At 46.4% G+C, this 15383-nt stretch carries 5 protein-coding genes; all 5 read left to right on the plus strand.

The window, feature by feature from the left end; all coding sequences use genetic code 11:
* Nucleotides 1-138 precede the first annotated feature (138 nt).
* On the plus strand, nucleotides 139-1839 hold the full coding sequence (locus H70357_RS10600) for a DUF4127 family protein (protein ID WP_038599200.1): 1701 nt from the start codon (nucleotides 139-141) through the stop codon (nucleotides 1837-1839).
* Between the two features lie 211 nt (nucleotides 1840-2050).
* The gene (locus tag H70357_RS35810; protein ID WP_156130851.1) at nucleotides 2051-2200 is read left to right on the plus strand and encodes a hypothetical protein; all 150 of its coding nucleotides are present in this window, start codon (nucleotides 2051-2053) and stop codon (nucleotides 2198-2200) included.
* A gap of 26 nt (nucleotides 2201-2226) precedes the next feature.
* A complete protein-coding gene (locus H70357_RS10605; protein WP_038588870.1) occupies nucleotides 2227-2466 on the plus strand; it encodes a hypothetical protein in 240 nt (79 codons plus the stop codon).
* A 569-nt stretch (nucleotides 2467-3035) separates the two neighbouring features.
* A complete protein-coding gene (locus H70357_RS10610) occupies nucleotides 3036-3482 on the plus strand; it encodes a hypothetical protein (protein WP_038588873.1) in 447 nt (148 codons plus the stop codon).
* Between the two features lie 552 nt (nucleotides 3483-4034).
* On the plus strand, nucleotides 4035-15077 hold the full coding sequence (locus H70357_RS35815; protein WP_442950471.1) for an OmpL47-type beta-barrel domain-containing protein: 11043 nt from the start codon (nucleotides 4035-4037) through the stop codon (nucleotides 15075-15077).
* Nucleotides 15078-15383 lie beyond the last annotated feature (306 nt).

The raw sequence follows: 15383 nt of genomic DNA on the forward strand, positions 1-15383 counted from the left end.
AAACATATACATAGAACCCGCGCTGCACGCACAACAAACAATATATTTTTTTGGTTGTATTACGTCCGCTTAAATTACCCTATAAGTAAGGCACAAATAAAGGAGAACGAAATGGGTTTGGGAGGGAGCTTGATAAAAATGAAAAATGTACTGTACGTACCGTTGGATGATAGACCGGTCAATCTGGATGATGTCATTGTCCAAGGGAGATCGGCGGGGATCAATGTGATCACGCCAAGTGTGAGCGACCTTAGAAACCGGCTGGATTCACAAAAGACAGCATCTGGAACAACATTACTGGCGACCTCTTTACCCACCTATGGGAATACCGCAAACATCCGGCAGTTTATTCTTGATAATGCAGCCTCTGTAGATGGCTTTATCATCTCAACAGATATGCTAGCTTATGGGGGCTTGATCGGAAGTCGCCGTCTTCGGACGAGTGCAGGCGGAGCTTACCCGGATTATGATGCGACTATCACGAATTTGCTCGACGTGATTCGTTTAGTTAAACAATCTTATCCTAAGAAGCCGGTCTATGTAATGGATACCATTTTGAGGCTGGCCACAACGATTTTTGCAGAAGGTTTAACCTTTGAAGCCTATACAGAATCACGCAGTTTCATGTTGCAGCCACGGAAAAGTTTTTCACAGTTTGCTGATATTCTCACCGGATATCACTTGTCGCCAACCGGTTCTTATGGCAGTACGACCCATTTTAATAAAGACCATTATTACAATACCAGACAGCACAAGTTCAAGAGTAATCGTTACATTCTAGAGAAGCTGGTCCAAGCGGGATACATTGATTTTCTCGCGGTGGGTGTCGATGATGCCAATACGCAGGGGGTACAAATCAATGAGATTAACTTTCTGGAAGGGCGCATCAATACTTGTCTTGGCGGAACGAATGGTCAAAACCCAGATCGGGCTATTATTCTTCCGGATGCAGACGGATTGGGGCAGGCGCTAGTGGCACGTATGGCGAATCAGCTCTATCGTAGCGGAGCAAAGCCAAGGTATGCCGTGCAATACTTTGGACCACATGGCTCCACCATCACCAGTCCATATGAATATATGGATGTGCATCAAAATATTTTGCGTCATGTGGATATTGTTGGCGGAAAATCTGTGAGCACTTCACCTACCGTGGAAATTATCGCGATAACTGCTGCGAATCAGGTAACGGCTGCGGTCAGCCGGATTGCTGCCAATAGTACCCAGCACGTTCCAACTGTAGTCATTGATTTCGTGGGTGGCGGCGCAGCGAATGCCACTGTAACCGAAGCATTGCTGGGTAGCGAGCATACCGGGAGTATTTTAGGATACAGTGGCTGGAACACGCCAGGTAACAAGATCGGAATTGCACTGGGTATGGGCCAGGCGCGGTATACGTACTTGGTTACGGAAAAAGATGCCGAGGCACTCAGTTCAGCAGTCAACGCTCACGGTACGCTTTTGTTTAAGCGATTCTTGAAAGACTATTATTACAAAACGTTGGCCATTGGTGAAATCCGGGAGTACTCGAGAGCCAATTCTTTGTATACAAATATCGCTACGATTGCAGATCAAAATATGCTTTTGTTCAATAGTCCAGAGGACTATTTGCATTTACAAGACGTGCTGAGGGAGCGGATGCAGACGCATGCGGCTTCGCTTTCCGGGAAAAGTGCATTCCTTAACGGCGGTTCTGGAACGGCTTATAACGTCCGCCAGATTTGTGGAACCACTTGGTCATTTTCGGAATATGTCAGTGCAGAACTCCTTCATGATGATCCGGATTTTATTTGGGGCCGTGCTTTTGAGATTACTTTGAATCCTAATGTAACCTTGGAATAAAGTGATCTACCTTCAAGTTATCGAAAATGGACACTGGCATGGTGTTGGATCAGATGAACAAATTTTAGCGGGTTTTGATGGATATAAGAGGGTGGATGCCATTGTGAATTTCTTCTAATGACTCGTAGTGCGTATGGAGGTATTTGTGATTTTAACTACAGCTTAGATTTCACTCCAGGCGGGTGCGTGAAACCTTGCAGGGTGCGATGATTTGCTGGTTCTGGCGGCGTCCCTAGTTGTCGTAGAAGGTCAAGATGTTTCTCAGCGGTTCTATTCTAAGGATGCCACCTCCGCCGGTGCTGTTTATCGGTTTGATGTAATCGGGAGGACTGTAATTACACATCCGCTGCAGATCGGTTAAAGACAGGTACAGAAGGTGGTCGGTATATGCTGGTGGAAGCGGCTATTCTGCGAAAAGGTCTGGTGAACCGTCCATGTATTACTCAGCGGCCGGTTCAGAAAGGTAAGATGATTATAGAGGGAACGGAATCTGAGCAGCTGCTGAAGGCGGGCGTTGCGCTGGATCCGGCAGCGGTCATAGATCATATTTGGGGATGGCCGTCATTTACGCGACCATTTGCCGTTCCCCCGGATCGTAGACCATTGCAAGAATCAACTCTTTACTGAGATTCACATCTGTGGGGGTGAACACAATAACACATGCATCATAGATGTAAATGAAGAGGCGGCCAAAGGTGTACTATGATAGAGGTGAAAGATAATAATCTAAGATGATGTTGTATTGGTATAAAAAAAGCTGTTTTGTCTATGGTCTGTCGCTTTTCTCCACGTAGCATTAACCCAATTAACATGTTGTTTATACGTGCGGTTGTGATTGAAATATCATCTTGGATTTATTTTCTGTTCAGCCTTTCCTTAAGTTTATCTACACACTCAGAATTCAAAAGGCACAATAAAGAGAGTTCTCTTAAGTTCAAACTTTGTTTTTGTTTCATAAACTTTAAGTCAGTTCAAATGAAGATATACTCTTAACTCATAAGATAGGCTTTACTATTCAGTTTCCCCTTCAAATATCCGATAATTACATAATAAGGTTAATAAGTGTATAAGTGCTATTTTGCTTTTATTAATGCAAAGTCAAACATTGGGATCAAGGCCTGTGAGGTAGGGTAAATAAACTCGACGAGGGGAGATAATATCGAACGAGTATTAAGTAATAAAGGGAGGGCAAATGAATGAGGGAATTTATAAAGACAGTATTTCAAGCCATTCTTTATGTACTAATAGTTGTTGGATTACATCTAATTTTGATTTATTTACTTGAGATAAGAATAGAAGGGTGGGGGACAGGATTATTAGAATTCTCATTTAAGGTATACTTTGTGCCGCTACTTTTATGTTTTATTAATTCCTTTTTGTTTATAAGGACTCAGAGGATAAAGTATCATGTCACCTGGTTTCTGTTTACTACGCTCCCAAATTTTTTACTTTTGTTATTTTTCAAAGGAATACAAACTAGTGGAGATAGTGGGGATGCAGTTGTCGTTTCTATTGAATTATTCCCAAAATATCAGGTGGAAATGCTTATTCTGCTTCCTGGGAGCATTTTAGTAATCCAATTTATTTTGGCTTTATATTATCTAATCAAAGTAAGAAAAGAAGGTAAGCGTTTGAAAGTATAGAGGGGGATTAGTGCTATGAAAAGGATTTTTTCGATCAGTATAATCATTACAATTTTTGTTTCTTTATTTAGTTCAATTGGAAGTTTTCAAAATTATTCATATGCTAGTTCAGTTCAGGAATCAGTATACAGCAACAATCTATCCGAAGAGTCTTCAATCGGAATATTGAGCACGTCAGTCTCTCCAGATAATGCTGTTGTAAAATTTGGAGAGAAGATTTATATCAATTACAGTTTCGATGATAGAGCACACCCTGTATTAGTAAACATCTATAAGGATAATGAATTATTGTCAGATTATATTTACAGGAGTTCAAGTTGGGGGGAGAGATTTTCTTATGAACCCAAAGATGAAGGGAGCTATAGATTTGTTGTACAGCCAACAGATCGACCAAACTATACTAATGAGTGTACAGTTACTGTTTATAAAGATAGAATAATATTTTTACCCGGAATAATGGGAAGTGAGTTATTTCTGGGTGATGAACAGGTATGGGAGCCTGAAGATAACTTAAATCTCCCTCGCATTCGCGGCCAAATTAATAGCCTTCAGATGACCACTTTAGGAGAAAGTAAAAATAACATAAGTGTTCACAACAGTATCAGTGATTATGATGGTATTTTAGCTTTCTTTAAAAATGAAGGATTTCACGTCGTTGATTTTCCCTACGATTGGAGATTAGGCTCCAGTATAAATGCACAGAAGTTGAAAGAAAAAATAAATATTGAGCGAGCTGCGTCTCCGTATAGTAATTACTATATTGTTGCTCATAGCATGGGAGGACTTGTCGCCACTGAATTTATTAGACAGGGAAATAGCCAACTAATAAAAAAAATGATTACAATAGGTACACCATTTCTTGGAGCACCCCAAGCGGTCAATATGCTTGAAACAGGGAATCTGACAGAAAGTTTCTTAGCTTACGTGGCTGTGGGTGATGCAATAAGAAGTTTGGAGAAAAATGTTCCATCTATCTACGAGCTACTCCCTAATAAATCCTATTTTTCATTTCAAACCAACGGATACATTGAGACGCAATCATATACTGACCCTTACGGACCAAAAGTGAAAGTTACTAAGTATAACACTTTCAGTGATACGGAAAATTTAATAAAAAATAATAGAGACTGGTCGAATGATTTTTTGTTCGACGAAGCAAAGGATTTCCATTCTGCTTTGGATGTGCTCAACACTCTTAAAAAAGTAGATTCTTACTATATTGTAGGTGATCAGAAAGCAACTCCTGGTAAACTTGTTTACTTCTCCCCTTCAAAAAACAATAAAGCTCTTGGTGATGTGAAAAGTATACAAGGAGATGCTGTTGTACCTGTTTCCAGCGCTACAGTAAATTTCTTGCTTGATGAATCACGGACTTATTATATTGCGAGATCACATGTTGGTCTTGTGAAAAGTGTTGAAGTACAAAAAAAAATTCTAAATATTTTAAAAGATAAACCAAATGAATTTGTCTCCGAAAAGATACGTGACGAGACGAAAGAAATAAAAACAGTGAAATTTAAAGCAGAATGTCCGGTAGAATTGCATCTATATGATTCATCTGGTAACCATACTGGACCAACAAGTTCAGAAACTTTTGAATCAAACATTCCTGACGCCAACTATTTTACAGATGGTGAAACAAAGATTGCCTTAGTAAACGATGATGAAAACTATAAAATTCGTATTGTTGGTACAGGATATGGTGAATTAACCTTTTCAATAGTATGGGCAAATGAAAATGATGTTGAAGATAAAACATTGCGTTTTGATAATGTTACTGTTACTCCTGGTTCAATATTTAAAGCTGATGTTAATCAGAATGGGCAAGTAGTGCTTCAAGTAGATCAGAATGGTGATGGTAACTTCGAAGGTAGCGTTAGTCCTTCTGTACAATTAGATCTAGGAGGAACTCAAGACGAAACAATACCAACATTAAGCTCACACGTTGCTGGAGTAAAAGGTGTAAATGAATGGTACGGTAAGAACGTTTATTATAATTTAGCCGGAGACGATAATGCATCTGGTGTTTATAAATATTTTTATGATCTGAATAGTTCTGAGTATAAGGAGTATGTTGAACCTATAACACTACCTGATACTGGAATATATAATTTCAAATCTTATGTGAGAGATAAAAATAGAAATGATTCCGAAGTATTAACAGAAACGGTGAAGGTGGATACTACTAACCCGACCGTACCAATAATGACGGTAGATCCTACAGCATGGACGAACAAGTTTGTCACGATTACATTAGCTGGAGGAACAGATGCAGATAGCGGTTTTCAAAAATATCAATACAAGATCAACCAGGAGGGAGAGTGGAAAGACTATACTGCGCCTTTTGTGATTGATACAGAAGGATTGTACAATGTTTACGCAAGATCAGTGGACAATGTATTTAACCTTAGTGAAGAAGTAACTGGGGTGGCTAAGGTTGATAAAACCAATCCCCACAAACCGATAATGACAATTGAACCATCAATATGGACAAGTCAGTTAGTCACCGTTACTTTGTCAGGTGGAACTGATATGGATAAGGGTTTTCCGAACAGTGGATTTCAAAAGTATCAATATAAAATAGATGATGGAGAATGGAAAGATTATACTACACCAATAATTATCGATACTGAGGGTTTATATAAGGTTGTAGCTCGATCAGTGGATAATGCTAATAACCTAAGTGATGAGGTTTCTGGAGAGGCAAAAATTGATAGGACCAACCCAATAGTACCCAAAATGACAATTGAACCATCAAAATGGACAAATCAGTCAGTTACCATAACATTGTCTGATGGAACAGATGCGGATAAGGGTTTTCCGAACAGTGGATTTCTAAAGTATCAATATAAAATAGATGATGGAGAATGGAAAGATTATACTGCGCCTTTTGTAATTGATACAGAAGGAATATACAATGTTTACGCCAGATCAGTGGACAATGTATTTAACCTTAGTGAGGAAGTTTCTGGGGTAGCAAAGATAGATAAGACAAATCCAACCAACCCAGCAATAGTTCTGAGTGATGATGCTTGGAGTAATGAAAATATTAGCTTTACTATACTTGATGGTGAAGATAATCTGAGTCACGTTAAGAACAGTGAATATAAAATAGGCTTAGATGGTGAGTGGATAGTTTATAATAGCCCAGTAATAATTAGTTCCGAGGGAATTACAACTGTATATGCTAGAACAATCGACAATGCAGGAAATATTAGTAACAAGTCTGCGAAATCAATATATATTGATAAAACAGTACCTACCAAGCCATCAAATTTAACAATTCCTTCTGATTTGACTGGTAAGGGATTAACAAGTATCCGTTTAAAATGGAATCATTCTATTGATACATTAAGTGGGATTAATCGATACGATATTTATGCTAATACTAACTTAGTGGGAAATACCAAAGATAATACTTATCTTGTGCAAAATTTAACACCAGGTACTTCGTACAAATTCGAGATTAAGGCATTTGATAATGCAGGGAATTATAATAGTCAATATATTACTGTAAGTACCAGAGATACCATGATAGCTGCTTCTAATGCATTTAGTGTATGGTTACGTGCTGACGGGACTGTATGGGCTTGGGGACAGAATACTCAAGGGCAACTGGGAAATGGCAGCCTGTTGAACAGCAGTACAGCCGTGCAGGTCACGGGACTGGAGGATGTAGTGGCAGTGTCAGCAGCAGGAGAAACAACGCTGGCACTGAAAGCGGACGGAACCGTGTGGTCATGGGGAAGTAATAGTAGGGGCCAGCTGGGGAATGGAAGCACTACGTCCAGTGCGATACCCGTGCAGGTTAAGGAACTCAGCGGAGTCATTGCCATAAGCAATAGTGAGAGTGAGTATAGCTTAGCTCTGAAGGGTGACGGAACCGTGTGGGGCTGGGGGTCTAACTCCAGCTATCAGTTGGGGGATGGAACAAACACCCAACGGTTAACTCCGGTCAAGGCGGTAGGTCTGAGCGGAATCACGGCAATTGAAGCTAATGGAACAAGTATGGCGTTGAAGAATGATGGAACGGTATGGAAAGTAGTGAATTCAGCCTTTGCCAAGGTAGATAATCTATCCGGCGTCAAACAGATCGCCGCAGGAAGATTTCACCAGTTGGCCTTGAAGAAAGATGGAACACTTTGGGCTTGGGGAGCCAATAGTGTTGGAGAACTAGGGAATGGAACAGCAACTGGAGGTACCACGGGAGTGAGTCAGGTGCCCGGAATGAATGGAGTCATTGGAATAGCAGGAGGTGCGTACTACAGCTTGGCAGTAAAGAGTGATGGAAGTGTGTGGGCTTGGGGGTACAACAACTTGGGTCAATTAGGGGATGGTACTCAGACAAATCGTTGGGCACCGATCCGAGTGACGGGACTGAGCGGAATTAAGGAAGTATCGGCAGGGGTAACCCATAGTCTGGCCAAAGGGGACGACGGAAGTGTATGGGCTTGGGGGAGCAACACATATGGGCAACTGGGAGACGGTAGCCTGACTGCCCGTTTGACGCCGGTGTTGGTGCAGACCAACGGAGCGCCACAGGTAGTCCTGACCACGCCGTCGGGAAGCCAGGAAGTACCGACAGTGGTGGGAATTACAACACCAAGCATAGGGTGGACGCAAAACGACAGTGAAGGGACCACGTTCACAGGATTCCAAGTGCAGATTCTAGATGAAGCGGGAGAAGTAGTACTGGATTCAGGAACAGTGGCTCAGAATACGACCAGCAATACCGCGAGTTGGACAGTCACAGAAGCACTGCCAGTGGGTCAGAAGCTGCAGGTGCGGGTGAAGGTAAGTGATGAAGGTGCGGGGTCCGAGTGGTCCGCCGCAGGCTGGATGCAAGTAAGCGGAGAAGGTCAGGCAGGGTCCAGCATTGTTGCAGGAGGTACCCACAGCGTACAGTTGAAGAGCGACGGGACTGTATGGGCTTGGGGACAGAATACTCAAGGGCAACTGGGAAATGGCAGCCTGTTGAACAGCAGTACAGCCGTGCAGGTCACGGGACTGGAGGATGTAGTGGCAGTGTCAGCAGCAGGAGAAACAACGCTGGCACTGAAAGCGGACGGAACCGTGTGGTCATGGGGAAGTAATAGTAGGGGCCAGCTGGGGAATGGAAGCACTACGTCCAGTGCGATACCCGTGCAGGTTAAGGAACTCAGCGGAGTCATTGCCATAAGCAATAGTGAGAGTGAGTATAGCTTAGCTCTGAAGGGTGACGGAACCGTGTGGGGCTGGGGGTCTAACTCCAGCTATCAGTTGGGGGATGGAACAAACACCCAACGGTTAACTCCGGTCAAGGCGGTAGGTCTGAGCGGAATCACGGCAATTGAAGCTAATGGAACAAGTATGGCGTTGAAGAATGATGGAACGGTATGGAAAGTAGTGAATTCAGCCTTTGCCAAGGTAGATAATCTATCCGGCGTCAAACAGATCGCCGCAGGAAGATTTCACCAGTTGGCCTTGAAGAAAGATGGAACACTTTGGGCTTGGGGAGCCAATAGTGTTGGAGAACTAGGGAATGGAACAGCAACTGGAGGTACCACGGGAGTGAGTCAGGTGCCCGGAATGAATGGAGTCATTGGAATAGCAGGAGGTGCGTACTACAGCTTGGCAGTAAAGAGTGATGGAAGTGTGTGGGCTTGGGGGTACAACAACTTGGGTCAATTAGGGGATGGTACTCAGACAAATCGTTGGGCACCGATCCGAGTGACGGGACTGAGCGGAATCAAGGAAGTATCGGCAGGGGTAACCCATAGTCTGGCCAAGGGAGACGACGGAAGTGTATGGTCTTGGGGGAGCAACACATACGGGCAACTGGGAGACGGTAGCCTGACTGCCCGTTTGACGCCGGTGTTGGTGCAGACCAACGGAGCGCCACAGGTAGTCCTGACCACGCCGTCGGGAAGCCAGGAAGTACCGACAGTGGTGGGAATTACAACACTAAGCATAGGGTGGACGCAAAATGACAGTGAAGGAACCACGTTCACAGGATTCCAAGTGCAGATTCTAGATGAAGCGGGAGAAGTAGTACTGGATTCAGGAACAGTGGCTCAGAATACGACCAGCAATACCGCGAGTTGGACAGTCACAGAAGCACTGCCAGTGGGTCAGAAGCTGCAGGTGCGGGTGAAGGTAAGTGATGAAGGTGCGGGGTCCGAGTGGTCCGCCGCAGGCTGGATGCAAGTAAGCGGAGAAGGTCAGGCAGGGTCCAGCATTGTTGCAGGAGGTACCCACAGCGTACAGTTGAAGAGCGACGGGACTGTATGGGCTTGGGGACAGAATACTCAAGGACAACTGGGAAATGGCAGCTTGTTGAAGAGCAGTACAGCCGTGCAGGTCACAGGACTGGAGGATGTGGTAGCAGTGTCAGCAGCAGGAGATACAACGCTGGCACTGAAAGCGGACGGAACCGTGTGGTCATGGGGAAGTAACAGTAACGGCCAGTTAGGGAATGGAAGCACTATGTTCAGTGCGGTACCCGTGCAGGTCACGGGACTGAGCGGAGTCATTGCCATAGCGTCAAGTGATAAGCACAGTCTAGCCCTGAAAAGTGACGGAACCGTATGGGGCTGGGGAGTTAACTCCAACTATCAGTTGGGGGATGGAACGAATACCCAGCGGTTAACTCCGGTCAAGGCGATAGATCTAAGCGGAATCACGGCAATCGCCGCTGGAAGTGGCAATAGTTTAGCCCTGAAGAATGATGGGTCTGTATGGGCGAGCCGGATGGTCCAAAATAATAAGTATGTATTTGCCCAACTAACAAGTCTTTCCCGAGTGAAGCAAATTGCAGTGGGAACTGACCATTGGATGGCACTGGGGGAAGATGGTGCCGTGTGGACATGGGGGACCAATACTTATGGTCAGTTAGGAAATGGAACGACTGTTTTAACAAATCAACCAGCAAAAATAACAACTATCAGTGGAGTGGTTCAGCTCAAGGCTGGTGACCAGTACAGTCTGGCAGTAAAGAGTGACGGAAGTGTATGGGCATGGGGGTCTAACAAGGGGCGGCTGGGAGAGGGCAGTAATTATGGTCAAATTCTGACACCGATCCGAGTGACGGGACTGAGCGGAATTAAGGAAGTATCGGCAGGGGTAACCCATAGTCTGGCCAAGGGAGACGACGGAAGTGTATGGTCTTGGGGGAGCAACACATACGGGCAACTGGGAGACGGTAGCCTGACTGCCCGTTTGACGCCGGTGTTGGTGCAGACCAACGGAGCGCCACAGGTAGTCCTGACCACGCCGTCGGGAAGCCAGGAAGTACCGACAGTGGTGGGAATTACAACACCAAGCATAGGGTGGACGCAAAACGACAGTGAAGGGACCACGTTCACAGGATTCCAAGTGCAGATTCTAGATGAAGCGGGAGAAGTAGTACTGGATTCAGGAACAGTGGCTCAGAATACGACCAGCAATACCGCGAGTTGGACAGTCACAGAAGCACTGCCAGTGGGTCAGAAGCTGCAGGTGCGGGTGAAGGTAAGTGATGAAGGTGCGGGGTCCGAGTGGTCCGCCGCAGGCTGGATGCAAGTAAGCGGAGAAGGTCAGGCAGGGTCCAGCATTGTTGCAGGAGGTACCCACAGCGTACAGTTGAAGAGCGACGGGACTGTATGGGCTTGGGGACAGAATACTCAAGGACAACTGGGAAATGGCAGCTTGTTGAAGAGCAGTACAGCCGTGCAGGTCACAGGACTGGAGGATGTGGTAGCAGTGTCAGCAGCAGGAGATACAACGCTGGCACTGAAAGCGGACGGAACCGTGTGGTCATGGGGAAGTAACAGTAACGGCCAGTTAGGGAATGGAAGCACTATGTTCAGTGCGGTACCCGTGCAGGTCACGGGACTGAGCGGAGTCATTGCCATAGCGTCAAGTGATAAGCACAGTCTAGCCCTGAAAAGTGACGGAACCGTATGGGGCTGGGGAGTTAACTCCAACTATCAGTTGGGGGATGGAACGAATACCCAGCGGTTAACTCCGGTCAAGGCGATAGATCTAAGCGGAATCACGGCAATCGCCGCTGGAAGTGGCAATAGTTTAGCCCTGAAGAATGATGGGTCTGTATGGGCGAGCCGGATGGTCCAAAATAATAAGTATGTATTTGCCCAACTAACAAGTCTTTCCCGAGTGAAGCAAATTGCAGTGGGAACTGACCATTGGATGGCACTGGGGGAAGATGGTGCCGTGTGGACATGGGGGACCAATACTTATGGTCAGTTAGGAAATGGAACGACTGTTTTAACAAATCAACCAGCAAAAATAACAACTATCAGTGGAGTGGTTCAGCTCAAGGCTGGTGACCAGTACAGTCTGGCAGTAAAGAGTGACGGAAGTGTATGGGCATGGGGGTCTAACAAGGGGCGGCTGGGAGAGGGCAGTAATTATGGTCAAATTCTGACACCGATCCGAGTGACGGGACTGAGCGGAATTAAGGAAGTATCGGCAGGGGTAACCCATAGTCTGGCCAAAGGGGACGACGGAAGTGTATGGGCTTGGGGGAGCAACACATATGGGCAACTGGGAGACGGTAGCCTGACTGCCCGTTTGACGCCGGTGTTGGTGCAGACCAACGGAGCGCCACAGGTAGTCCTGACCACGCCGTCGGGAAGCCAGGAAGTACCGACAGTGGTGGGAATTACAACACCAAGCATAGGGTGGACGCAAAACGACAGTGAAGGGACCACGTTCACAGGATTCCAAGTGCAGATTCTAGATGAAGCGGGAGAAGTAGTACTGGATTCAGGAACAGTGGCTCAGAATACGACCAGCAATACCGCGAGTTGGACAGTCACAGAAGCACTGCCAGTGGGTCAGAAGCTGCAGGTGCGGGTGAAGGTAAGTGATGAAGGTGCGGGGTCCGAGTGGTCCGCCGCAGGCTGGATGCAAGTAAGCGGAGAAGGTCAGGCAGGGTCCAGCATTGTTGCAGGAGGTACCCACAGCGTACAGTTGAAGAGCGACGGGACTGTATGGGCTTGGGGACAGAATACTCAAGGACAACTGGGAAATGGCAGCTTGTTGAAGAGCAGTACAGCCGTGCAGGTCACAGGACTGGAGGATGTGGTAGCAGTGTCAGCAGCAGGAGATACAACGCTGGCACTGAAAGCGGACGGAACCGTGTGGTCATGGGGAAGTAACAGTAACGGCCAGTTAGGGAATGGAAGCACTATGTTCAGTGCGGTACCCGTGCAGGTCACGGGACTGAGCGGAGTCATTGCCATAGCGTCAAGTGATAAGCACAGTCTAGCCCTGAAAAGTGACGGAACCGTATGGGGCTGGGGAGTTAACTCCAACTATCAGTTGGGGGATGGAACGAATACCCAGCGGTTAACTCCGGTCAAGGCGATAGATCTAAGCGGAATCACGGCAATCGCCGCTGGAAGTGGCAATAGTTTAGCCCTGAAGAATGATGGGTCTGTATGGGCGAGCCGGATGGTCCAAAATAATAAGTATGTATTTGCCCAACTAACAAGTCTTTCCCGAGTGAAGCAAATTGCAGTGGGAACTGACCATTGGATGGCACTGGGGGAAGATGGTGCCGTGTGGACATGGGGGACCAATACTTATGGTCAGTTAGGAAATGGAACGACTGTTTTAACAAATCAACCAGCAAAAATAACAACTATCAGTGGAGTGGTTCAGCTCAAGGCTGGTGACCAGTACAGTCTGGCAGTAAAGAGTGACGGAAGTGTATGGGCATGGGGGTCTAACAAGGGGCGGCTGGGAGAGGGCAGTAATTATGGTCAGATTCTGACACCGATCCGAGTGACGGGACTGAGCGGAATTAAGGAAGTATCGGCAGGGGTAACCCATAGTCTGGCCAAAGGGGACGACGGAAGTGTATGGGCTTGGGGGAGCAACACATATGGGCAACTGGGAGACGGTAGCCTGACTGCCCGTTTGACGCCGGTGTTGGTGCAGACCAACGGAGCGCCACAGGTAGTCCTGACCACGCCGTCGGGAAGCCAGGAAGTACCGACAGTGGTGGGAATTACAACACCAAGCATAGGGTGGACGCAAAACGACAGTGAAGGGACCACGTTCACAGGATTCCAAGTGCAGATTCTAGATGAAGCGGGAGAAGTAGTACTGGATTCAGGAACAGTGGCTCAGAATACGACCAGCAATACCGCGAGTTGGACAGTCACAGAAGCACTGCCAGTGGGTCAGAAGCTGCAGGTGCGGGTGAAGGTAAGTGATGAAGGTGCGGGGTCCGAGTGGTCCGCCGCAGGCTGGATGCAAGTAAGCGGAGAAGGTCAGGCAGGGTCCAGCATTGTTGCAGGAGGTACCCACAGCGTACAGTTGAAGAGCGACGGGACTGTATGGGCTTGGGGACAGAATACTCAAGGGCAACTGGGAAATGGCAGCCTGTTGAACAGCAGTACAGCCGTGCAGGTCACGGGACTGGAGGATGTAGTGGCAGTGTCAGCAGCAGGAGAAACAACGCTGGCACTGAAAGCGGACGGAACCGTGTGGTCATGGGGAAGTAATAGTAGGGGCCAGCTGGGGAATGGAAGCACTACGTCCAGTGCGATACCCGTGCAGGTTAAGGAACTCAGCGGAGTCATTGCCATAAGCAATAGTGAGAGTGAGTATAGCTTAGCTCTGAAGGGTGACGGAACCGTGTGGGGCTGGGGGTCTAACTCCAGCTATCAGTTGGGGGATGGAACAAACACCCAACGGTTAACTCCGGTCAAGGCGGTAGGTCTGAGCGGAATCACGGCAATTGAAGCTAATGGAACAAGTATGGCGTTGAAGAATGATGGAACGGTATGGAAAGTAGTGAATTCAGCCTTTGCCAAGGTAGATAATCTATCCGGCGTCAAACAGATCGCCGCAGGAAGATTTCACCAGTTGGCCTTGAAGAAAGATGGAACACTTTGGGCTTGGGGAGCCAATAGTGTTGGAGAACTAGGGAATGGAACAGCAACTGGAGGTACCACGGGAGTGAGTCAGGTGCCCGGAATGAATGGAGTCATTGGAATAGCAGGAGGTGCGTACTACAGCTTGGCAGTAAAGAGTGATGGAAGTGTGTGGGCTTGGGGGTACAACAACTTGGGTCAATTAGGGGATGGTACTCAGACAAATCGTTGGGCACCGATCCGAGTGACGGGACTGAGCGGAATCAAGGAAGTATCGGCAGGGGTAACCCATAGTCTGGCCAAGGGAGACGACGGAAGTGTATGGTCTTGGGGGAGCAACACATACGGGCAACTGGGAGACGGTAGCCTGACTGCCCGTTTGACGCCGGTGTTGGTGCAGACCAACGGAGCGCCACAGGTAGTCCTGACCACGCCGTCGGGAAGCCAGGAAGTACCGACAGTGGTGGGAATTACAACACCAAGCATAGGGTGGACGCAAAATGACAGTGAAGGAACCACGTTCACAGGATTCCAAGTGCAGATTCTAGATGAAGCGGGAGAAGTAGTACTGGATTCAGGAACAGTGGCTCAGAATACGACCAGCAATACCACGAGTTGGACAGTCACTGATAATCTTCCCAATTACAAATTGTTAATGGTCAAGGTTAAAGTATTTGATGGTGTATTATGGTCGGAATGGTCAGAGATTTGTTACTTGATAATTGAATAATAAAGTGTTCTTCTAGCGTTGGGAGAGAGAAACAGAACACCTTCAAGAGAAATAAAGCATGTCGGATGATATGTAGTTAATCTTGAAGGTGTTTTGTGTTGATTCTAACTCAGCAGAATAAAGATTGTGTAGTGTGATTGTAGCCGAATTTCTTTTTATTGGATGTGGTTATGACCAATTTTAATAACCTAAGAGGTGTTTCAGAACATCAAGGTAGAAACCATTAATTATTTCGCTAAATACGAAAAAGGAATTATAAGGAAAAGATAATCGAAGGCGACCTCATTGTTTGGGGGACTTTCCTCA

The organism is Paenibacillus sp. FSL H7-0357, assembly GCF_000758525.1.
In the GTDB taxonomy this organism is placed as follows: domain Bacteria; phylum Bacillota; class Bacilli; order Paenibacillales; family Paenibacillaceae; genus Paenibacillus_AQ.